Below are 20,829 nucleotides of genomic sequence, written 5' to 3'. Positions count from 1 at the left end.
ATAGCAGGAAACATATGGACGCTCGTTAACCCTGGATTGACGGTGATGGGCGTAGCGTGGTCGCAGGTATATAAGGAGTTTCATCAATGAAAAAGCTGTCTGTCGCGTTTTCCCTTCTTTTGCTGTGTGGGTGTGTTGATATGGGACGAGTGGGTATGCATCCTGAGCTGAAATCTTTTTACCTGGACGGCAGCCCGCATGAAGTTGCCGGTTGTCTTTATTCGGCCGCTTCGCATCAGCATCTTTTCCTGGAGCGGGACGATCCGCTGCCCGGCGGTACGCGCAGGTATAAGTTAAAAGATACCGATAATGAGGATGTGGCGTGGGTTGAGATTTCATCTGCGCCCCATAAGCAGTCTCACGTTAACGTTTATCAGGCCAGAGAGGCCGATGTTCGCACAGCCGTTTCCGCGATGGTGGCCCGGTGCCAGTAAATCCGCTGACGGTGAACAAGCATCTTCCCCCTGCGCCAGAAAGCAAAAAACCCGCCGAAGCGGGTTTTACGTAAGTTCATGAGAATAACTTTTTTGCCCGGGATTATTTTGCAATTATTTAGAAAACCAAAGATTCTGGAATATAAATTGTCTAATTGAATAACTGATATGCAAAGTACGAATTTTTTCAAACCTCGGCGATTGAACCACTTTTACTCTACCTTTCTGCTATTTATACGACCCAAAGTGAAAGCCCACTAGTCTTTCCTGCTGAATCAAACAATACTTTTATTGAATATTTATTATCATTAATTTAAATTTTCACGTAGGTCTTCAAGACTTTTGCTTTTCATAAATGTTTTTCAATTCATCAAGCGTTAACCATGGGCGTTTTCTATGCAGCATTCGATGACAATTTGAACAGACAATTGCAAGATCGCAAAGTGTAGTTTCTTCGCTTTTTTCTCGAAGAGAAAGAGGATTTTTGTGATGGCACTCGGCAAAACCACGGCCTAATTTTCCATATATTTTTTCAAAATCCATTAAGCAAATTTCACACTCAAGTTTGCCAGTTTTAGCGAATACCTGGTCTTTTTTTTGCTTAACAATTTTTGGATCCCGTTCTCGGGCTTGATGTAATTTCATAATAGGCTTGCCTTCATATCCCGATGCTTCAAAAGACAATTCTTCATTAGCTGGTTCATCGACATTATAGGTAATATCTGCCAGCAGCTCTATCGAATTAGCTCCGGTAATAGCACCTTGTGTACAGGCTGAGTAACGTACCGCTTCAACGAAAGCTTCATTGAAAAACTCTGTACCAAAAAAGATGTTCTCACCATAATCCTGTATAATTTCAAAGTCGAAGCGGTATGGATAATCATCATCAGGCCATACTTCGGTCGAAGAGCTATAAAAACCCTTTGTAACGTGGCCAATTATGATTTTTTGTACCAACCCCCGGAAATTATGGATTTGTTCTTTCCCTATCCGAGAAAAGCCTGGAGGTGGTGCCCCTTCAGCTTTTAACCAAGATATGGAATAAACAAAGGCAACCAGATCTCCATTTTTTATACTCTGAACCGTTCCCTTCTTTTTTTCCTTTACTCCCCAGACACCCTGATTCATTCCAATTTTGAAATTAACCTTCGAATGAGGTTTATCAGATATGTAAACAGCCCAAAACATGCTCTAGCCCCATGATGTATGATATTTTTATCATATAATTATAAGGCTTATTAATGCACTTAAAATTATTAGCTATAGTGGTAATTTTTCATGCTGTCGACGCTACATGTTAGGCAGGCGCTACTAAGACTGTCAGACCATCTCTTCACAATACCTGCCAATTTTTTCAGCCAGCACCAGTGAAAAGCATCGTGGACAGTCATCTTTCTCCTGTGCCAGAAAGCAAAAAACCCGCCGAAGCGGGTTTTCTACTGAAAATGTTGAAGCTGACCGGTAAGCCGGGTTCTGTCGTGGACAGTCATTCATCTAGGCCAGCAATCGCTCACTGGCTCAAGCAGCCTACCCGGGTTCAGTACGGGCCGTACCTTGTGAACCCCTATTTGGCCTTGCTCCGGGTGGAGTTTACCGTGCCGCGAACTGTTGCCAGCCGCGCGGTGCGCTCTTACCGCACCCTTTCACCCTTACCTGATCCCACAAGTGGGCCATCGGCGGTTTGCTCTCTGTTGCACTGGTCGTGGGCTTGCGCCCCCCAGGCGTTACCTGGCACCCTGCCCTATGGAGCCCGGACTTTCCTCCCCTCTGTCTGTCTCCCCCGAAGGAGGACGGCAACAAAGCGGCGACTGTCTGGTCAGCTTCGGCGCGGATAATAGGGCATTCCGCGCGGTTTGTCACCCCTCTTGCTGCTCCAGCGCATACTTATATAACGCATTTTTCTTTACGCCGTGGATTTCAGCAGTCAGGCCAGCCGCTTTTTTTAACGGCAGCTCTTTCTGTAACAGCGCCAGCGTGCGCAGTGCTTCCGGCGGTAAAGCGTCTTCCTGCGCATGATAGCCTTCTACAATCAGCACCATTTCGCCCTTGCGACGATTTTCATCCTCTTTTACCCAGGCAAGCAGTTCACCAACCGGTGCACCATAAATGGATTCCCATGTTTTGGTAATCTCACGCGCCAGCACAACGTAACGCTCTGTTCCCCAAACTGTCACCATATCCTGTAAACTCTCCAGCAGGCGATGGGTCGACTCATAAAAAATCATGGTGCGGGACTCCTGCTCAAGCGCACGCAGCGTATCGCAGCGGCCTTTGCTTTTAGCAGGCAGAAACCCTTCGTAACAGAATCGATCGGACGGCAAACCCGCGGCGCTTAATGCTGTAATGGCCGCGCAGGCACCGGGCAACGGCACGACGTTAACGCCTGCCTCGCGGCAAAGACGTACCAGATGGTAACCAGGATCGTTGATCAGCGGCGTGCCGGCATCGGAAACCAACGCTATGCTTTGCCCGTCCCGTAGCTTTGCCAGTAGCGTTTCCGCCTTCTGCTGCTCGTTGTGATCGTGTAATGCGAACAGGCGCGCATTGATGGCGAAATGTTGTAGCAACAGCCCGGTATGACGTGTATCTTCCGCTGCGATCAGGTCGACACCTGACAGCACCGCCAGCGCACGCTGGGTGATATCGCCCAGGTTGCCAATCGGTGTAGGAACGATGTAGAGCGTGCTGGCCGAAATCTCTTCGCGTTGTTTCATTGTTTGATCCGAATTGCCGATTTAATATTGAGCATCTTGAAAAAAACATAACTGGATACAGTATGCTTCCTTCGAAAGTCATTCATAACAAAGCAGGACGCTGCGTGCCTCTGCTGCTGGCGGCCCTGATTTTTGCCGGCTGTTCCGGCCAGGGACCGCAAACCTCCTCGGTCGACGTGCAGGGCGCGGCGACGGGCACTTCCGACTCTTATTTGCAGCAAATGCAGCAAAGTTCAAATGATAACAAGGTTGACTGGCAATTACTCGCAATCAGGGCGCTGTTGAAGGAAGGAAAAATTCCTCAGGCCAGCGATCAGCTTGCCAGCCTGCCGCAACAGCTAAGCGACACGCAGCATCAGGAGTCTCTGCTGCTACAGGCACAGCTAAAGGCGATGCAGCAGGATACAGGCGGTGCCGCCCAGCTTTTACAGCAGGTTAATACCGGCTCACTGTCAAAAGATCAGCTGGCTCGCTACTATCAGTTGCAGATAGCTGCGGGTCAGGGCCGTCCCTCTCTCGATCTGCTGCGTGCCTATATTGCTCAGGAACCTTTGCTAACGTCGCCAGCAGATAAGCAAAAGAATATTGATGCTACCTGGCTGGCGCTGACCCAGCTGACGCCAGCGCAAACCGGCAGTTTAGTGATCAACGCGGATGAGAACACGCTGCAGGGCTGGTTAGATCTGCTCAACGTCTATAAAGCCAACGTCAGCGACCCAACTATGCTGAAAGCGGGCATCAGCGACTGGCAAACCCGCTACCCTGAAAATCCTGCGGCCAAAATGCTGCCAACGGCGCTGAGCCAGGTACAAAATTTCCAGCAGTCCTCTACGGGTAAAATTGCGCTGCTGCTGCCGTTAAATGGCCAGGCGCAAATTTTTGCCAAAGCGATTCAGAAAGGCTTTGACGATGCCAGAAATGGTGCGCTGGCGCAGGCAGCCGTGCCGCCGCAGACTGACGGCAGTAATGCGACAGCTGCTGCCGGAGCCAATCCAGCAGCCAGCCCGGCTTCTGCCACCGGTCAAAACGCAGCAGCCAGCCCTTCTTCTGCCACTGGTCAAAACGCGGCAGCCAGCCCGGCTTCTGCCACCGGTCAAAACACAGCAGCCAGCCCTTCTTCTGCCACCGGTCAAAACGCAGCAGTCAGCCCTGCTTCTGCCGCCGGTCAAAACGCGGCGACTAACTCTTCCGCTGCGCAGCCTGCCGGGAACACGACACAGCCTGCCGCTACTGACGGCGCAGCGCAGCCTGCTGCGTCAGGCGGTAACGTAGCGCAAACCGCGCCGCCATCAAGCTCGGCACAGGTTCAGGTTTACGACACCAGCAGCCAGCCGATAGATCAGGTCCTGGCGCAGGCACAGAAAGACGGCGCCACGCTGGTAGTTGGCCCGCTGCTGAAAAGCAACGTCGATCGCTTAGCCTCTTTACCGACACCGTTAAATATCCTGGCGCTTAACGAGCCGGAAGCGGTGCAGAACCATCCGAATCTTTGCTACTTTGCGCTTTCTCCTGAAGACGAAGCACGTGATGCCGCGCATCATATGTGGGATCAGGGCAAGCGTTCGCCGCTTTTAATGGTACCGCGCAGCTCGCTGGGCGATCGCGTCAGCAAGGCATTTGCGGCTGAATGGCAAAAGCTGGGCGGCGGCACCGTACTGCAGCAGCAGTTTGGTTCTCAAAGCGAGCTGAAGCAGGGTATCAATAGCGGCGCAGGCCTGCGTCTGACCGGTACGCCAATCGTTTCCCAGCAGACACAGCAGCCGCAGGGCGTAACCGTGGCTGGCCTGACCATTCCGGCGCCACAGGCACCTGTATCGAGCGGTGACGGCAGTGTTGATTCGCTGTATATCGTGGCTACCCAGGACGAGATGGCATTGATTAAGCCGATGATCTCTATGCGCGTCAGCAGCCGCAGCATGGCGCAGATTTATGCCAGCTCGCGCAGCTACCAGGCCGGAAGCGGCCCAGACTATCGTCTGGAAATGGAAGGCGTGCAGTTCAGCGACATTCCACTGCTGTCGGGCAGTAATCCGGCGCTGATGCAGCAGGCAGCAAAAAGCTTTAACAATGATTATTCTCAGGTTCGCCTGTATGCGATGGGCGTGGATGCCTGGACGCTGGCCAACCATTTTAACGAGGTACGCCAGCTACCGGGCTTCCAGCTGAAGGGAGAAACCGGTAGCCTGAGCGCCACTCAGGACTGCGTCATCAACAGGAAGTTGGTATGGAGCCAGTATCGTCAGGGACAAATCGTTCCGGCATCCTGAATCGTCAGCAAACGGGGGCGGGCTATGAACAACAGGCCCGCCGCCTGCTGGAAAAAGCAGGATTAATTTTTGTCGCGGCTAACGTTCGCTTTCGCGCCGGTGAAATTGACCTGATTATGCGCGATGGTGCAACGTGGGTTTTCGTGGAAGTGCGCTACCGCCGTAACGATCTGTTTGGCGGTGCCGCAGCCAGCGTAACCCGCAGCAAGCAACGGAAGCTACTGAAAGCCGCAGCCTTATGGCTAAACGGACGCCAGAGCAGCCTTGAGTGCGCCAGCTGCCGTTTTGACGTGGTAGCGGTAACCGGCGTACGGATTAACTGGCTGCCCAATGCCTTTACGGCGGAGTAACTCTTCGCCACTATTTGCCAGGTGAAAAACGTGCTGGAAAGAATAAAAGTTTGTTTTACCGAAAGTATTCAGACGCAGATCGCGGCGGCAGAAGCACTGCCGGACGCCATTTCACGCGCGGCGATGAGCATCGTGCAATCGTTGTTAAACGGCAATAAAGTGCTGAGCTGTGGCAACGGCACGTCGAGCGCCAACGCCCAGCATTTTGCAGCCAACATGATCAACCGCTTTGAAAGCGAACGCCCCAGCCTGCCTGCGGTAGCGCTGAGCGCGGACAACGTGCTGTTGACGGCTATCGGTAACGATCGCCTGCACGACGAAATTTACGCCAAGCAGGTGCGGGCGCTGGGCCACGCTGGCGACATTCTGCTGGCCATTTCAACACGCGGCAACAGCCGCGATATTGTGAAGGCCGTTGAAGCAGCGGTGACGCGCGATATGACGATTATTGCGTTAACCGGTTATGACGGCGGCGAGCTCGCCGGTTTACTGGGTCCACAGGACGTGGAAATTCGTATTCCTTCGCACCGGAGCGCGAGGATTCAGGAAATGCATATGTTAACCGTAAATTGCCTGTGCGATTTAATCGATAACACCTTGTTTCCCCACCAGGACGTTTAAAGGAGTTTACATGAAGCTATTATCTGCAACCGCTGTAATGCTGGCAGCGCTGCTGCTACAGGGCTGCGTCGCTGCGGTCATCGGCAGCGCCGCCGTAGCAACCAAAACGGCAACCGATCCCCGTACCGTGGGAACGCAGGTTGATGACGGCACGCTGGAACTGCGCGTCAGCAATGCGCTGGCGAAAGATGACCAGATTAAAAAAGAAGCCCACATCGTGGCTACGGCCTATCAGGGCAAAGTTCTGTTAACCGGCGAGGCACCGAGCGCGGATGTTGCCAGCAGGGCTAAACAAATTGCCGTAGGCGTTGATGGCGCAACCGAGGTTTATAACGAAATTCGTACGGGCGCAAAAGCCAGTTTCGGTACGGCCTCTTCCGATACCTGGATCACCACCAAGGTTCGCTCAAACCTGCTGTCGAGCGACCAGGTTAAGTCCTCTAACGTAAAAGTAACGACCGAAAACGGCGAGGTCTTTTTGCTGGGTCTGGTGACAAGCGCAGAAGCCAAAGCGGCGGCCGACATTGCCAGCCGGGTCAGCGGCGTGAAGCATGTCACCACCGCGTTTACCATTCTGCAATAGCCGTTTTTTAAAACGCCACCCAGACTGTAAATCCGTATCAGGTACTGATACGGATTTATTTTATTGTTGTTTGAATCAGCTTAATTAATAATTCTTTGTCTCAACATCACGTTTCTTTTCTTCAATAAGGTGTTGTTATCAATAATGGCCTGAATCAATGATTCGCCCGGAAAGTCAGCCATAACAATGCCAATTGTCCTTTCACTTGTAGCCGCGTTTATCATTCCGATGATAGCCGCCGCCCCCGTTTCCGGTTTGTTAAGACGCTTTATATAATCCCGGGAAAGAATATTTGTGCCTTCAAAAGCTATTGAACAGATACCGATGAAACAGCTAACCCTGGGGAAATCAGGATAGGAATTTTTCCATCCCGGCGTAGTTAATCCCGTAAGTAATCGTGGTGCAGAAGTCTCGCTGGAAGAGTGCCCACTTGCTACAAAGTAGGGGAACGTCCCTCCCGAGCCTGAAAGATAATTAATGAAAAACGTGCCAAAGTAGCCTTTTACAGCTTTATCAAAATGCGCTTTGATTTCCAGCCATTTATTATGGAGATCCCAGTTGGTGCCGAGATAATAATCATCCTGCGCTCTGAAATAGCCATAATTTATTCCACCCAGATAATAGTTATCGCTTAATAAAATAAACTTTCCTCTGGCTGACCCAAGCTTAATATTTTCATTTGATGTCTCCAGGTAATGGGCAGATTTATTCAGATATTCTTTCAGCGTATATCTTATATCGCGAGTATTATTGCTGTCCTGCTTATGCTCTTCAGCGATTCTCACCAACACGGTTTCCGTAGGGTTTTCCTGTAAAAACTCATCAATTTGATTAATAACTTCGCCAAACATCAGATGGAGATAGACAGGGCCATGATGGACGGCAAGTTTATTACCAGTATGTCTGACTCTGATATCCAGGACCCTGATACCATATTCAAGCTGTTGTTTAATTGTTAATACCTGAGTGCGAACAATTGGCCGCCCGGACATTTTGTAGGTTCCGCTGTCGTGCGTTCCGGGTAAAGCCATTTCACTTAGCCAGGTTTCATCGCTGATTGAAGCCATCCAGTTCTTTTTATAAGTAAAAGCATTATCAGCACGATGAAAGTACGCATCGTCATAGTGAGAAAACGCAGGGAACGAAAGAAAAGCGAGCAGAAAAACCACCCTGACCTTTAAATAAATCATGTTATTCCTTTAAGATTTACTAAACCAATTGCCGGGCTACACCGAGGATCCTCCGGCTATTTTCAGAATGGGGTAAGCTAGCAATGAAGAATTCATTTAGAAAGGAAAGAGTCCGCAATTAAGGATTAAATAGGCAGAAACTATTTCAAATACGATCTTAAGGAAATAATTATTCTCTGATGGCAAAAACTTACATCCGGCTTAAACACTCTGCCGCCACCTGTTTAAAACTGGCAAAATCTTGACTGTCGCGCAGGCGCGGCATTGCTCTTTCCCGCAAAAAGGTGACGAACAGATCGTAAATCGCCATCGCTTCTTCATATTCGCTTTTACTGATAGCCAGCAGGAAGATCACCGAGGCCGTCTCATCTCCCCATGAAATACCCTGCGGTGCCAGCACGGTATAGACAACGCTTTTTTTTGCCAGCAGGCCCAGCGAGTGAGGCAGCGCGATGCCTTCACCCAGCATCGTGCTGACAATGGCTTCACGCTCTACGACCGAAGCATGAAACTCTTGATCTACGGCACCTTCTTTTTCCAGCTTATCGCACAGCGTTCTGAACAGCTCCGCCTGGGTCATTGGACGATCGATGATTAAGAAGTGATTGGCATCAAAAAATTTTTCCAGCATATAAGGCCGGGTGCGATCGACCAGCACCAGTTTCCCGATCTGCTCCAGCTGGTATTCGGTCGGAAACGGCGACATAACCACGACAGGTTTATTTTTTTCACCAAGCCTGGCTGTAGAAACCACAAAATCTTCTTCTATATTTTCTTGCTGCTCATATTCGCGTAGCGACAGGATGCTGGTGACCACAATTTGTGGGTACTTGCGCATCAGCATGGCCTGAATCATCCGCGCGGTTGAATTTCCGCTATCGCATACCAGCAGGATCTGCGGGTGACGCTGATAGCCGACGTTATAATGTCGCTCCAGGCCGACACCAATATGCAGGACCAGAAAACCAATCTCGTTTTCGCTGATGGCATAAGGCGTATATTTCCCCCAGCTGGAAACGGCAGCCAGCGTGACGTCCCATGCCATCGGATAGTGCTGTTTGATATTAGCCAGCAGTGGATTAGGGATATTAATCTGGTAGCGCACGCGAGTAATCATGGTTTTAATATGCGTTAACAGATCGGCGCGCAGCTGATTATCGTCCAGCAGATTAAAGTTATAATGCGTGTTGATGTAACTGAGGATGTAATTGACCAGCGACTCGCCGTCATCCGGACTGATAGCATCTGGCGAAATCTCTTCAATACGCCGCGCCGCAATATTAATGCGCAGGTAAGCTTCCTCAGAGGGTGATATCGCTTTTCCGGCAAGCGGCCGCAGCAGCGTAATCAAATGGCGAGCCGCATCGCGCACTTCCGTATCCACATCATCAGCGCTGAAATCGGAAAGCGGATAACCTTCGCTGATACGTCGAATGGCTACCGCGCAGTAAAGGCGCAGATAGAATTCGCCGTCGTCCGTCACTCTGATATTAAAATGGCTAAGGCAGTGGTTCAGCAGCGGCTGTAGCGTGACCAGTATGCCGCTGTTTAACGCTTCCTGGTTGAGCAGCGGATCGTCGACGTCCTGCTGGGCAATTTCATAGAGCAAATCAGTCAGGCAGGTTCGTATTGCCATTTCGCTGCCGAACAACTTCATGCCATAGCGCGGCCGGGTTTCAATCACCAGCTGATAGCGTGCCAGATGTTCTCTTACCTCAGCCATATCGCTCTGGAGCGTGGCGCGGCTGACGAACCACTCATCGGCCAGATCCTCCAGCTTGAGCGAAAAAGCTGAGGTGAGAAAACGAGTCAGAAGATAGCGTACCCGAGCGGTAGAACTTCGCGGAATACGTAAGGGAGATGGCGACTGATGCTGTAACCTGCCGTAGCGCTTCGCATCTTCTATTTTAAGCTGATAGCCTTCGCCGCGATTTAATACAAAACGGACGCCGTGATCGGCCAGCAGTTCATTCAGCGTGGTGATATCTGTACGTACGGTGCGCGTTGAAACCGCAAAGCGTCGCGCCAGTTCATCCTGAGGCAGCGTTTCGTTTTGCAGCGTGGCAAACAGCCGGGCAAGGCGTTGGTTGGGAAATCTCACCGTTTCTCCTGTCGTTAGCGTTTTTTTATATAGCCCGGCCGACGCGGGCCTGTAAAAAGGCAAAACGGGCCGACACGATCCGGCCCGCGCTTGTCCGTTTATCCAGCCAGTTTTTTAGTTATCTTCAGCAGCGTGCTGACATCTTCTGGTCGAGTATTACCCGTATCTTTATCAATAATCGAGCTGTAAATATGCGGAATGATCTTGCTGACGCCTGCCTCCAGCGCAATTTGCAGGATGGTCTCGTAATTTTCTAAATCGATACCGCCTGTCGGCTCCAGCCAGAAATCCTGTTCTGCACAGGCTTGCGCTACCGCTCTATATTCGGCTACCGCTTTCAGGCCGCCCATTGGAAAATATTTTACCGAGCTGCCGCCCATATCCTTCAGCAGCGCTATCGCCGTGGCTATCGGCACAATACCGTCCGCCGCCGCCGAGCTGAGCGGGCCGGTAGAAATTTTCACCATACCCGGCGTGCCCGTTGGGGAAATAAGGCCGTTAACCACCGTCTGGCTCTGGCCCAGCAGCGCGCGGCTGGTCGCTACGCCGGTAAAAACCTGGTTAACGTGCTGCGGCTGAATCTCTGCAGAAATGGCGCTGACCATCGCCGACTGGTTGGGATCGCCTGCGCCCAGCCCAACGGAAAGCGCGTTATCGATTAGCGCAGCATATTCGCGCATATCGGCCACCGCACTCGCCACGCTGTCGTAATTTTTTGACAGTACACCGACCAGCACATGCCCTTCTGCCGCCTGCCAGATTTCCCGTGCATTCTCTTTGCTACCGGCAAGGACGTTCAAACATACGCGGTCGCGATAAAAATCGGGCGTCAGCTTCATTTTTTCTCTCCTGATAACAAAGCTTTAATATTCAAATAAATGGTCTGGAGCTGTTCCGGCGTTACGCTGCGGACATCCGCTTCCACAATGCCTTCATTCGCTTTATAGCCACGGAAATAGATTGCCACCTCGCCGGTTTTCAACGCCTGCACAATTGCGCCGGCGGTTAATCCAGTCACCGCTTCATCAAAATGAATCTCCGCACGGGCAATATCGCGGCCTGCGGCATCCCATACTACCCGGGCACTGACGCCGTTAAGCGTATTGAGGCTATCGATAAATGGCGACATGTTTTCTACCATCTGCGCGCCGGAAACTTTGTTCTGCTGCAAATAGTTTTCTATCGCCTGCGTCAGCCCCAGAATGCCTTCTTTGCCGACTTTCATCGCCCGTCCAATGCCCAACGACTGGCGTTTTACCCACTCTACGTATTGCTTACGACCGATTACCAGCCCGCTGGTTGGCCCCTCAATGGCTTTCGCGCCGCTATAAATCACTAAATCCGCGCCGGAACGGTAATAGCACTGCAGATCTTCTTCAGCGGCGGCATCTACAATCAGCGGTAATCTGTGCTGGCGTGCCACGGCTACAGCCTGTTCGACGCTCAAATGGCTTTTCTGTACACAGTGGTGCGACTTGATATAGAGGATGGCGGCGGTCTGCGGCGTAACGGCAGCGGAAAGCTGCTCTGCCGAGCACTCGTTGGCATAGCCTGCCTCTACCAGGCGACCGCCGCCTAAGGCGACCATGGTGCCTACCGGCGCGCCATAATTTACGTTATGGCCTTTTGGCACCACGATGTCATGCGGCACATTGAGCGGCGCGGCGTGCAGGTTTTCCAGCAGCCAGTCGTTATCTTTTACTATCACTGCCGCTATGGATTGTGCTATCCCGGCAGAAGCGCAGGAAACTACCACCGCATCTTCCGCGCCAAGCAAGCCTGCAATATAAGCGCCGGTTTTGTTGACCAGGTCCTTTATTTCGAAGTAGTGCTCAAGACCATATTTTACCGTCTCAACCACGCTGGCCGCCGGGGTCGAGACGCCCAGAATAGTCATGCGTCCCGAGGCGTTAATGACCCGTTTTAAACCGTATTTCTCATAAATCGAAGACATGTTGCTTTTTCCCTTCTTCGGTAACAAACCAGCGACCGGCCACCACGGCGGCCAGCGGCAACAGCTGCTTCTCTCCCGACGCCGTAACGCCTTCGGAATCAATAAATGAACAGCTCTGATGTTGCAGGTCAAAAATCGTGAAGTCGGCGTCAAATCCCACCGCCAGCCGTCCTTTCTGCGCCAGCCGCAGTCCTTGCGCCGCGTTAACGGTTACGCAATCTATAATCTGCGGCAGCGTCATGCCCACGCTAAAAAATTTGGACATCACGTGCGCCAGCGAGCGTACCGGGCCGTTCAGACGGTTGCGGCAGTAGATATCAGAGCTGATGGTATGTGGCAGGATCCCCTGCGCAATGGCGGCTCGGGCAACTTCAAAGCTGAAGCTGGCCGTACCGTGGCCTACATCCAGCCGTACGTCACGCTGCAAAGCCCGATGGACAGAGGCGCGCAGCTCACCAGCGGGCGTCAGAATGCGGTTTGGCTTGCCGTTGTAGCAGTGGGTAATGATGTCGCCGCTGGTCAGCAAGTCGGCTATCTCGTCCAGATCGGGCGGGTTATTGCCAATATGCACCATCAGCGGCAGCCCGCCGTTTTCCTGCTGAATAGTTTTGGCCAGCGCCAGCGGCCGTATGCCGTTCGCGCCGACCACGCTGCTGCTGATGCGGGCCTTAATGCCGATAATAAAACCAGGCAGTCGCTGTACGGCATCGCGTATCCCAACGCGGTCGATCTGCGTCATATCCGCCAGCTCGTTCTGCGTAACAATGCCGGTACGGGCGATATTCAGCAGCGCGTAAACCCGGGTGCTGGCGCTGCGGGTCAGCTGGTAAAAATCGTCGATGTCGTCAGCGCCGGTGCTGCCTGCATCGACTACGGTGGTCACGCCGGTTGCCACACCAATGCAATCCGCCTCATCATGATAAATGGGCGATTTGGGATAGCAGTGAACGTGAGAATCTATCCAGCCTGCGCTCAGGTAAAAGCGCCCCGCCAGATCGTACTCATGCGCGGCCTGCTCTTTTATCTCACCAAGTGCGGCGATCTTGCCGTTCGCAACGGCAACATCGTTCAGGCTACCGTCGATAAAGCGCGCGCGACGGATAATCAGGTCAAACATAATTTGTTCCTCTGTCAGCGGAAGCTCCCGCCTTAACGGGCAGCTAGATCGCTACAGGGAAAAACGCGCCAAGCAGCATTGCGCCCAGGATGGCACCGCCGGTAATCGGCTTGTTCCAGAGATAAAACAGCAGCGCGCCAAGCAGCGATCCCAGACCAATCGGAATGGAAGCAGCCATGGCGGAAAGGATAATCAGCGGCCCCAGAAAACGTCCGGAGGCGTTACCCGCGCCCATCATCACATCAGCGCCGTAGGTGGAGTCGCTATTGCTGATGGTAAATTTGCGAGCCAGCACGATGACATAGCCAATAGCCACGCCAAGGATCAGGCCGCTCAGCAGCGAGGCGGCAAAATTAGCCACCGGAAAAACAATGCCCGCGCCCAGCAGCAAGGCAGGAACGCCAAGCCCTACGCCGGTCTGAATAGCGCCGCCGATATCCAGAATGCCGACCAGCGAACCTTCAATAATGCGCGCAAACAAAAAGCTGGCGCCAAAGGCCGCTACGGCACCATACACGCCGGTTTCCATGCCCGACCGCAGCATTGAGACGAAGGCGACCTCGTTAAACGCGCCAAGGCCATAGACGTAATACATATGCGTACCGGCAAAGACCCCGGCGGAGAGTAGCCCAACAAAAATCGGGAAAGACCAGTCGGCATACCAGAAACCGCTTTTTGACTCTTCCATTCTCTTTTCTCCTTATTTGCCGCTCAGGGTTTGGTGAATAATCGACAGCCAGTCCGGCACGCCAAGGCGGAAAGATTCCAGCATTTTCATGTCGAAGCCGCGGAAAAAGCCGCTCAGGACAAACAGCAGCACGATAGCAACCATCATTACTTTGGTAATGCGGTTCCAGCCGCTCTCCTCTACGCCTTTGCCAATCAGAATACCCAGCACCAGGCCCGGCACCGCGTTGCCCATGATCAGTTGGGCAAGGCCGCCAAAAATGGTTGCCCAGAAACCCGACTTTTTACCGGCCTCTATAGCCGCCAGCCAGAAAATGACCGGCATCACGGTATTCACCAGCAGATTTGCCGCAGGTACCAGTACCTTGACCGCGGTAACCTGCAGCGCCGCCGGGACAGCAGAAGCGGTAGAGTTAAGGAAGGCAACGACCACCATGCCGATCAGGCCGCAGGCTATCGCCATTTTTTTGGGATTGTGCAGCGTTTCCGCCAGGTCGCGGTTTTTGATCATCAGCGCCGCTGCGCCCCAGTGAGGAATAATGCGGTGGTCAACATCCTGAGTGAAGGAACCCGCCGCCACCGACGATGCCCAGGCGTTGAAAAAGAAACCCAGACCAAAAGAGAAGTGAGAGGCGGGATCGCCTTCACAGGAATTTAGTTCACCCAGCGTACGAAACGCTCCCATACCCTGCGTTGTCGGCGCGTGGAACATTCGTGCGGCACCTGCGCCAACACCCACGCCGACGAGGCCGCCGATAATAAGAGATTTAAAAAGAATAATTAAAAACATCACACTGTCCTTCCAGGCTGTACTAACGTTTTTAGATTACTGGCTCGTGATGAAATCGACTTTGCTGACGTCAATCGCGCTCACGCTGACGGTAATTTCCAGTTCGACGCTGTAACTCCGCCGTTCCCTTGCCAGAAAGAAAAAGAGAAACCGCTCTTTTCTGACGCTTTCCCGCGCCAGCACCACCCTGACGTCCTGCGGTTCAATACGCAGCAGGACTTTACCGCTCGACTTTAAGAGCGTGCTCTGTACCCGGCTTAGCGCATCGGCAAACGCTTTTTCCTTGCTGTCGCCTTTGCCGCTGACGTTTACCGTTGAGGTAAATTGCTCCTTCATGGGTCAGGCGCCGTACTTCTTGTTCCAGGCTTCGACCAGACGCTCGCCCAGCTCTTCTTTATCCATAAAGCCGAATCCCAGCACCGTCGCGCCTTCGTTGATAGCGGTGACGCCTTCTTCAACCGAGCGCATGCCGTACTTCGCTTTATAGCCATGCTTTGTCTGGGCGGTAATAGCGCCTGCGCCGCCGCTGCCGCAAAAAGAGATACCGAAGGTGGCGTTTTCCGCTTTCATCGCATCTCCCAGCTTCATATCCGCCGCTACGCCAGGCACCACCACGGCTTTGCCGCCCGCCTTTTCCACGCCAGCCGCAACCTTCTGCCCTTTACCTAAACGATCGCCGATAACCACTACAACCTGTGACATATTCCATTTCTCCAGTGAGGATTAATTTTCTTTTGCTACTTCAAAATGAACGGAGAGCAGCCAGGCTTCTTCTTTTGGTAAGTTGCCAAAGAGATCGACCACCTGCTGCGCCAGTGACATAGAGTCTGGCGAGATATCTTCAAACAGGTCCGCCTCCACTTCCGGCAGCGGTTCTCCGGTCAGCGAACGTAGCGCCATCGCCCGCACGTGCGACACCAGCATTTGCTGCTGTACGGCGTTGGGATAAATTTTTCTGACGGCAAAAAGCTCCGTGATTTGCGCCATTACTTTATCCGCCAGTGCCTGAATGGCCTGTTTCTCGTCGGCTGTTTTCTCTGCCACTGCTCCATCTTTCACGCAACGCCCCTTTATTTTCCATTTCATCCCAGACCAGGCGCCTGGGTTAATTACGAGAAAATAAAGTAGTCTCCTCAGGAAGTTGTGTGTAGGCCGTATTTTTCCGTTTCAAAGTGGAAATAATGACAGCGGCAGCGTAACCGTTCACAGAATGGGAGTTTGTCAGGTAAGAATGTTGAAAATGGAAGATAAATCACAGAACACCAGTAAAAAATGCTGACGAATGATTTCGTAGCGGGTTGAGCGGCTCTCTTTATTGCTGGCTATTCGCCAGAGCATAGGAATAGCTTATGAATACTTCCAAAAATAGAGAAAAGCAATAGCCACCCCCAAAAGTCATAAAACATTCGCATTAATGAAATATATATTAACAGACAAATATAATTTTATTTTTAAATTTATAACATACCTTGCCTTCAATAATTCAGGCTAAAATTTCAGGCCGTGGGGAATTTATCTTTGCATGTGATGTAAGGCGAGAAGTTTCACATTAGCGTATCAAACTACTATCGCCATTTTCTTTACCAGAGTCCGCCCCAACCCATCAAATAATACTTAACATTTCATTGCAATAAGAAAAACGCCAGGGTAGCGATCATTTTAGGTAGCACCCAACCATTTAAATAAAACAAATGAAAACAAATATTTAAGAAGACACCCTCTACGTACCCTCCCATGAACCTTTCATTAGAAACACATTGAAACATAATTAAAGCTTATGTATATCTTGAGTTTGTTAACAAGATGTTTAAGATATGTGCCGCTTAATATACTGTATGGATGAGAAATTTTTAATGAGCGAAAGAGTAAAAGATATTTTTGTAAAGGGTAATGAATACATAGCGGCGGAAAATAGCGGCCAGTATCAGGATATTTTCCGAAAAGAATATGACAGGCTAAAGCCTGATACTTACGCAAAGGGAGAAATAAGAAAACGCGCTTATCAGCGGTATACTTACAGCGTTGAAAAAGGCCTTTCCCCTGCCGATAGCTCTGACTATTTTCAAACATACGATTCAAATAACGTTGATGGCGGAGTAGATAGAAAGTTTGGACCAATGCCTGAGAACTTGCTTTCAAACGACCTTTTCAACGATATTCTGGCGAAAGACGTTAACTATATTGTTACCAGTTTCCCTCACCTCCGCAAAATGAATATCGGCGTCCATCCAATACGCTATTGTGCAAAATTTAATGCGCCATCCTATAGCTCTCCTCTGTGGCTACATAAAGATGATGAAGAGTTAGTTTTTTTGCATTTCCTGTCTAAATCAGATAACGCCGTTGGCGGCGATTCCATCATTTCGGAAAACGGAAAATCTATTGAAGGCGTTCTAAACTTATCAAACTTTATGGATACGCTGATTTTGACAAGGGATTTTTTGCATGCGGTAACGCCGTTGGGCTGTAAAAATGAGGATGAATTAAGCTACAGAGATATCCTGCTTGTCACCCTGGAAAGTAAGGTTCAGGAGAAATGAGTCATTATTTAATTTTTGGGGGAGCCAGCGGGATTGGAGCAGAAGTAGCGTCAAAATTACTTGATGAAAACCATCAGCTGACGATCTTTGACATCAAAAAACCCGATGCCAAACATGCTGGAAACGACTACTTTTTTGTTGACCTGTCAAAACCGGAAGAGGTGGAAAAAACATTAAAAGCGTTGCCGGATGACTTAGCACTGGATGGCATTATTTACAGTGCCGGAATCAGAGAAATTTGTTCACTTTCCGACCTTACCTACAAAGAATGGAAAAAGGTGTTTAGCGTTAACGTAGACTCCTTTTTCATCGCTGTGCAGTCGTTACAAGGCAGGTTAAAGTCTGGCGCTTCCGTCGTAAATATCTCATCGGTTTCAGGTGTTTTAGGCGAGCCTGACAGAAGCGCCTACGTTTCCAGCAAGCACGCCCTTATCGGCCTGACAAAATGCCTGGCCGTTGAACTGGCGCATAAAAACATCAGGGTAAATTCGGTAGCGCCGGGCGTAATCAGAACATCGTTGACTGAGCAATATTACAATGATGATGCGTTAATGCGGAAGATAAATAACAATCATATTTTAAAAAGAACCGGCACAGTAGCAGAGGTAGCCGAAGCCGTTCTTTTTTTACTGTCGTCAAAATCCTCTTTTACCACCGGAAGCACTCTGTTTGTCGATGGCGGCTGGTCTGCATTTAAGGATATCTAATGGATACAAAATTTATACTTAGTGCCCTTTTGGTTAATTTACCTTTGGCTCTCTCTCCGGGTCCAACCAATATATTGTGTTTAAGCCTTGCATCATCAGCCGGTTTTAAGAAGACATTAAAGTTTATCGGAGGCCTACAGGTTCTTCCGTTCATTTATTCTTTAATTGTGGCGTTTGGCGCAGAGGAAATATTAAGCAGATTTACGATGCTTTCGCTCGTAGCTAAAGTCCTGGGCAGCGGCTACATGCTCTATATTGCTTACCTGATGCTGACTTCTAAATCTGACGTTAATAAAAAGAAAGAGGTTCGCGGCGGCTTCTTTCATGGTGTTTTAGCCCAGGCGCTTAATCCTAAAAACATCACTATTATCATCACGATTTTTTCTTTGTTTTCACAGCAGGCTACCAACCACGTCTACGGAATTGCCTTAGCCGTCATCATTACGCTCTGTAACTTGCTGTCTCATCTGGTCTGGAGTTATTCAGCGGATGTCATTCTCAAAAACAAAGAGAGCGCGTTCAGTAAAAATCAGGATAAGATCTTTGGCCTGCTGCTGTTAGTCGCCGTAGCTTTTTTATGGATTTAATTTCAGCGGCGTGAAGCCCGCAATGAAGACTTAAACAGATTTAGAGAAAAGCTTTGATAAGATCGCGCTGTAAAAAAGAAGAGGCCCGGGCGGCCTCTTCTTTATTGCGTTACTGACCGGCGATTTTCATTTCCGGGATCAGAACGGAACCACACTGAATATTACTGCAGGTTTCGATATCGCTGCCGATGGTGACCATGTTGCGCCACATATCTTTCAGGTTGCCTGCGATAGTAATTTCACTGACCGGATACTGGATCACGCCGTTTTCAACCCAGAAACCCGCCGCGCCGCGTGAATAGTCACCGGTGATGCCGCTGACGCCCTGCCCCATCAGTTCAGTCACCACCAGGCCCGTGCCCATCTTTTTCAGCAGCTGCTCAAAGCTGTCGCCCTGGCCGTTAATACGCCAGTTATGGATGCCGCCCGCGTGGCCGGTGCTTTTCAAGCCCAGCTTGCGCGCTGAGTAGCTGGTCAGCAGCCAGGTTTGCAGCACGCCGTCCTTAATGATGTCGCGTTTCTCGGTCCGTACGCCTTCACTGTCAAACGGCGTCGACGCCAGCCCTTTAAGCAGATGCGGCTGTTCCTGAATCGTCAGCCATTCAGGCAGGATCTGCTGGCCCATCGCATCAAGCAGGAAGGTAGATTTACGGTAAACGCTGCCGCCGCTGATGGCACCGACCAGATGGCCAAACAGTCCGGTCGCCACTTCAGCAGCGAAAATAACCGGTGCCTTCATCGTGGAAAGCTTGCGTGGCGAAAGGCGCGACAGCGTGCGGCGTGCACACTCTTCACCTACCCATTCCGGCGACTTTAAATCTTCCATCGCGCGGCCAATGGTGTAGGCATAGTCGCGCTCCATGTCGCCGCCGGCTTCGGCAATCACGCTGGCCGAAACAGAGTGGCGGCTGGAAGAGTAGCCCTGGATCATACCGTGGCTGTTGCCAAATACCTTCATGCCGATATGGCTGTTAAAGCTGCCGCCTTCGGTATTGGTAATGCGCTCGTCGGCTGCCAGCGCGGCCTGTTCGGCGCGGGCCGCTATTTCAATCGCTTTATCCGGATCGAGATCGGAAGGATGGAAAAGATCCAGATCCGGTGCGTCAAACGCCAGCAGCTCACGATCCGCTACGCCAGCGAAAGGATCGGCTGAGGTATAGCGAGCAATGTCGACAGCGGCCTGCACGGTGCGCGCAATCGCATCCGGACTGAGATCGGTGGACGAGGCGCTACCTTTACGGTTCTGATGATAAACGGTGATGCCCAGCGCGCCATCGCTGTTAAATTCAACGTTCTCTACCTCGCCGTAGCGGGTGCTTACGCTGATACCTGTGGTTCTGGTCACGGCAACTTCCGCCCCATCGGTGCTGGCTTTGGCCAGTTCGAGTGCTGTCGCTACCGCCTGTTCGAGGGTTTTACGCTGTTCTGCAACTTGGGAGAGTAATTTCATTGACCTACCATATAATTAACAGAGGGTTTTTCTGGGTGTAAATCACCAGATTTCCGGACTCTTCAGGGGTTGAGGTTTACCTGAGTCTAACAGACTCAGAGAACAATTTCGCAGTAGCCTGAGTTTCCTGATAGCATTAGCCTCTTTTTTAGGGAGCCTCCCATGACCAAGCAGCCTGACGACTGGCTCGATGAAGTACCAGATAGCAACGAAGAAGATGACGATGAGATTATCTGGGTCAGTAAAAGTGAAATCAAACGTGACGCCGAGGAGCTAAAGCGCCTGGGTGCCGAGCTGGTGGATCTGAGCAGCAATTCGCTGGATAAAATCCCGCTGGACGAGGATCTTCGTGCCGCCATTGAGCTGGCGCAGAAAATTAAAAAGGAAGGACGCCGCCGTCAGCTGCAGCTGATTGGTAAAATGCTGCGTTCGCGTGATGAAGACCCGATCCGCCAGGCGCTGGACAAGCTGAAGAACCGTCACAACCAGCAGGTTGCGCTGTTCCACAAGCTGGAAATGCTGCGCGATCGTCTGATTGCCGAAGGCGATGACGCGATGGCCGACGTGCTACAGCTTTATCCGGATGCCGACCGCCAGCAGCTGCGTTCGATGATCCGCAATGCGCAAAAAGAAAAAGCGGCCAATAAGCCGCCGAAATCTGCCCGCCAGATTTTCCAGTATCTGCGCGAACTGGCCGAAGCCTCCTGACAACGCTGCGGGTTGATATGCCCGCAGCG

At 51.2% G+C, this 20,829-nt stretch carries 22 protein-coding genes and 1 other RNA gene; 9 read left to right on the top strand and 14 right to left on the bottom strand.

The window, feature by feature from the left end; all coding sequences use genetic code 11:
• The first annotated feature begins 86 nt into the window (after window positions 1-86).
• On the top strand, window positions 87-434 hold the full coding sequence (locus tag KUE00_RS15870; protein ID WP_246760864.1) for a hypothetical protein: 348 nt from the start codon (window positions 87-89) through the stop codon (window positions 432-434).
• A gap of 333 nt (window positions 435-767) precedes the next feature.
• On the opposite strand, the gene KUE00_RS15865 is transcribed toward KUE00_RS15870, so the two are convergent.
• From KUE00_RS15865 to rsmI, 3 genes are all read right to left on the bottom strand, one after another.
• Entirely contained in the window at window positions 768-1,622 is an 855-nt protein-coding gene (locus KUE00_RS15865; RefSeq protein WP_246760863.1) for an HNH endonuclease, read from the bottom strand.
• Window positions 1,623-1,880: 258 nt separating this feature from the next.
• An RNA gene (rnpB, locus tag KUE00_RS15860) (RNase P RNA component class A) lies at window positions 1,881-2,258 on the bottom strand.
• A 32-nt stretch (window positions 2,259-2,290) separates the two neighbouring features.
• Window positions 2,291-3,148 (bottom strand): 16S rRNA (cytidine(1402)-2'-O)-methyltransferase, encoded by an 858-nt coding sequence (gene rsmI, locus KUE00_RS15855; RefSeq protein ID WP_246760862.1) that lies wholly within the window; start codon window positions 3,146-3,148, stop codon window positions 2,291-2,293.
• A 62-nt stretch (window positions 3,149-3,210) separates the two neighbouring features.
• Here rsmI and KUE00_RS15850 point away from each other — a divergent pair, with 62 nt between their 5' ends.
• Genes KUE00_RS15850 through dolP form a run of 4 tightly spaced genes read left to right on the top strand, consistent with a single transcriptional unit; the run spans window position 3,211 to window position 6,969 of the window.
• Complete coding sequence (locus tag KUE00_RS15850; protein WP_246760861.1) at window positions 3,211-5,415, top strand: penicillin-binding protein activator; 2,205 nt, start codon at window positions 3,211-3,213, stop codon at window positions 5,413-5,415.
• Window positions 5,373-5,765, top strand: coding sequence for a YraN family protein (locus KUE00_RS15845; RefSeq protein WP_246760860.1), 393 nt, complete (start codon window positions 5,373-5,375; stop codon window positions 5,763-5,765). Before KUE00_RS15850 ends, KUE00_RS15845 begins: the two co-directional genes overlap by 43 nt.
• Window positions 5,766-5,795: 30 nt before the next feature.
• Window positions 5,796-6,386: a DnaA initiator-associating protein DiaA gene (diaA, locus tag KUE00_RS15840; RefSeq protein WP_246760859.1), complete on the top strand. Its 591-nt coding sequence runs from the start codon at window positions 5,796-5,798 to the stop codon at window positions 6,384-6,386.
• 10 nt (window positions 6,387-6,396) lie between these two features.
• Complete coding sequence (dolP, locus tag KUE00_RS15835; RefSeq protein WP_246760858.1) at window positions 6,397-6,969, top strand: division/outer membrane stress-associated lipid-binding lipoprotein; 573 nt, start codon at window positions 6,397-6,399, stop codon at window positions 6,967-6,969.
• Window positions 6,970-7,049: 80 nt separating this feature from the next.
• Here dolP and KUE00_RS15830 read toward each other — a convergent pair whose 3' ends face one another.
• The 10 genes from KUE00_RS15830 to KUE00_RS15785 form a co-directional block, all read right to left on the bottom strand.
• Entirely contained in the window at window positions 7,050-8,159 is a 1,110-nt protein-coding gene (locus KUE00_RS15830) for a phosphatidylinositol-specific phospholipase C (protein ID WP_246760857.1), read from the bottom strand.
• Between the two features lie 190 nt (window positions 8,160-8,349).
• Window positions 8,350-10,260, bottom strand: a complete 1,911-nt coding sequence (locus tag KUE00_RS15825) for a BglG family transcription antiterminator (RefSeq protein ID WP_246760856.1) — start codon at window positions 10,258-10,260, stop codon at window positions 8,350-8,352.
• Between the two features lie 98 nt (window positions 10,261-10,358).
• The gene (dagF, locus tag KUE00_RS15820; RefSeq protein ID WP_246760855.1) at window positions 10,359-11,099 is read right to left on the bottom strand and encodes a 2-dehydro-3-deoxy-phosphogluconate aldolase; all 741 of its coding nucleotides are present in this window, start codon (window positions 11,097-11,099) and stop codon (window positions 10,359-10,361) included.
• Window positions 11,096-12,214 carry a DgaE family pyridoxal phosphate-dependent ammonia lyase gene (locus tag KUE00_RS15815; RefSeq protein ID WP_246760854.1) on the bottom strand — a complete coding sequence of 373 codons (1,119 nt, stop codon included), beginning with the start codon at window positions 12,212-12,214 and terminating at the stop codon, window positions 11,096-11,098. Before KUE00_RS15815 ends, dagF begins: the two co-directional genes overlap by 4 nt.
• Window positions 12,198-13,331 (bottom strand): amidohydrolase/deacetylase family metallohydrolase, encoded by a 1,134-nt coding sequence (locus tag KUE00_RS15810; RefSeq protein ID WP_246760853.1) that lies wholly within the window; start codon window positions 13,329-13,331, stop codon window positions 12,198-12,200. The genes KUE00_RS15815 and KUE00_RS15810 overlap by 17 nt, the downstream gene beginning before the upstream one ends.
• A 43-nt stretch (window positions 13,332-13,374) precedes the next feature.
• On the bottom strand, window positions 13,375-14,019 hold the full coding sequence (locus KUE00_RS15805) for a DUF4310 family protein (RefSeq protein ID WP_246760852.1): 645 nt from the start codon (window positions 14,017-14,019) through the stop codon (window positions 13,375-13,377).
• A 12-nt stretch (window positions 14,020-14,031) separates the two neighbouring features.
• The gene (locus tag KUE00_RS15800) at window positions 14,032-14,808 is read right to left on the bottom strand and encodes a DUF4311 domain-containing protein (protein WP_246760851.1); all 777 of its coding nucleotides are present in this window, start codon (window positions 14,806-14,808) and stop codon (window positions 14,032-14,034) included.
• Window positions 14,809-14,844: 36 nt separating this feature from the next.
• Window positions 14,845-15,144 (bottom strand): DUF4312 family protein, encoded by a 300-nt coding sequence (locus KUE00_RS15795; protein ID WP_246760850.1) that lies wholly within the window; start codon window positions 15,142-15,144, stop codon window positions 14,845-14,847.
• A 3-nt stretch (window positions 15,145-15,147) separates the two neighbouring features.
• Window positions 15,148-15,510: a glycine-rich SFCGS family protein gene (locus KUE00_RS15790; RefSeq protein ID WP_246760849.1), complete on the bottom strand. Its 363-nt coding sequence runs from the start codon at window positions 15,508-15,510 to the stop codon at window positions 15,148-15,150.
• Window positions 15,511-15,531: 21 nt separating this feature from the next.
• On the bottom strand, window positions 15,532-15,867 hold the full coding sequence (locus KUE00_RS15785; RefSeq protein ID WP_343215891.1) for a glycine dehydrogenase: 336 nt from the start codon (window positions 15,865-15,867) through the stop codon (window positions 15,532-15,534).
• 794 nt (window positions 15,868-16,661) lie between these two features.
• Here KUE00_RS15785 and KUE00_RS15780 point away from each other — a divergent pair.
• Genes KUE00_RS15780 through KUE00_RS15770 form a run of 3 tightly spaced genes read left to right on the top strand, consistent with a single transcriptional unit; the run spans window position 16,662 to window position 18,642 of the window.
• Window positions 16,662-17,348, top strand: coding sequence for a 2OG-Fe dioxygenase family protein (locus tag KUE00_RS15780; RefSeq protein ID WP_246760848.1), 687 nt, complete (start codon window positions 16,662-16,664; stop codon window positions 17,346-17,348).
• The gene (locus KUE00_RS15775; RefSeq protein WP_246760847.1) at window positions 17,345-18,055 is read left to right on the top strand and encodes an SDR family NAD(P)-dependent oxidoreductase; all 711 of its coding nucleotides are present in this window, start codon (window positions 17,345-17,347) and stop codon (window positions 18,053-18,055) included. The genes KUE00_RS15780 and KUE00_RS15775 overlap by 4 nt, the downstream gene beginning before the upstream one ends.
• A complete protein-coding gene (locus tag KUE00_RS15770) occupies window positions 18,055-18,642 on the top strand; it encodes a LysE family translocator (protein WP_246760846.1) in 588 nt (195 codons plus the stop codon). The genes KUE00_RS15775 and KUE00_RS15770 overlap by 1 nt, the downstream gene beginning before the upstream one ends.
• A 109-nt stretch (window positions 18,643-18,751) precedes the next feature.
• Here KUE00_RS15770 and pmbA read toward each other — a convergent pair whose 3' ends face one another.
• Window positions 18,752-20,092 carry a metalloprotease PmbA gene (gene pmbA / locus KUE00_RS15765; RefSeq protein WP_246760845.1) on the bottom strand — a complete coding sequence of 447 codons (1,341 nt, stop codon included), beginning with the start codon at window positions 20,090-20,092 and terminating at the stop codon, window positions 18,752-18,754.
• A 162-nt stretch (window positions 20,093-20,254) separates the two neighbouring features.
• On the opposite strand from pmbA, the gene yjgA reads away from it, so the two are divergent.
• Complete coding sequence (gene yjgA, locus KUE00_RS15760) at window positions 20,255-20,800, top strand: ribosome biogenesis factor YjgA (RefSeq protein WP_246760844.1); 546 nt, start codon at window positions 20,255-20,257, stop codon at window positions 20,798-20,800.
• Window positions 20,801-20,829 lie beyond the last annotated feature (29 nt).

Source organism: Erwinia phyllosphaerae, assembly GCF_019132875.1.
Classification (GTDB): Bacteria; Pseudomonadota; Gammaproteobacteria; order Enterobacterales; family Enterobacteriaceae; genus Erwinia; species Erwinia phyllosphaerae.
This window is presented reverse-complemented; position numbering and strand designations above follow the sequence as displayed.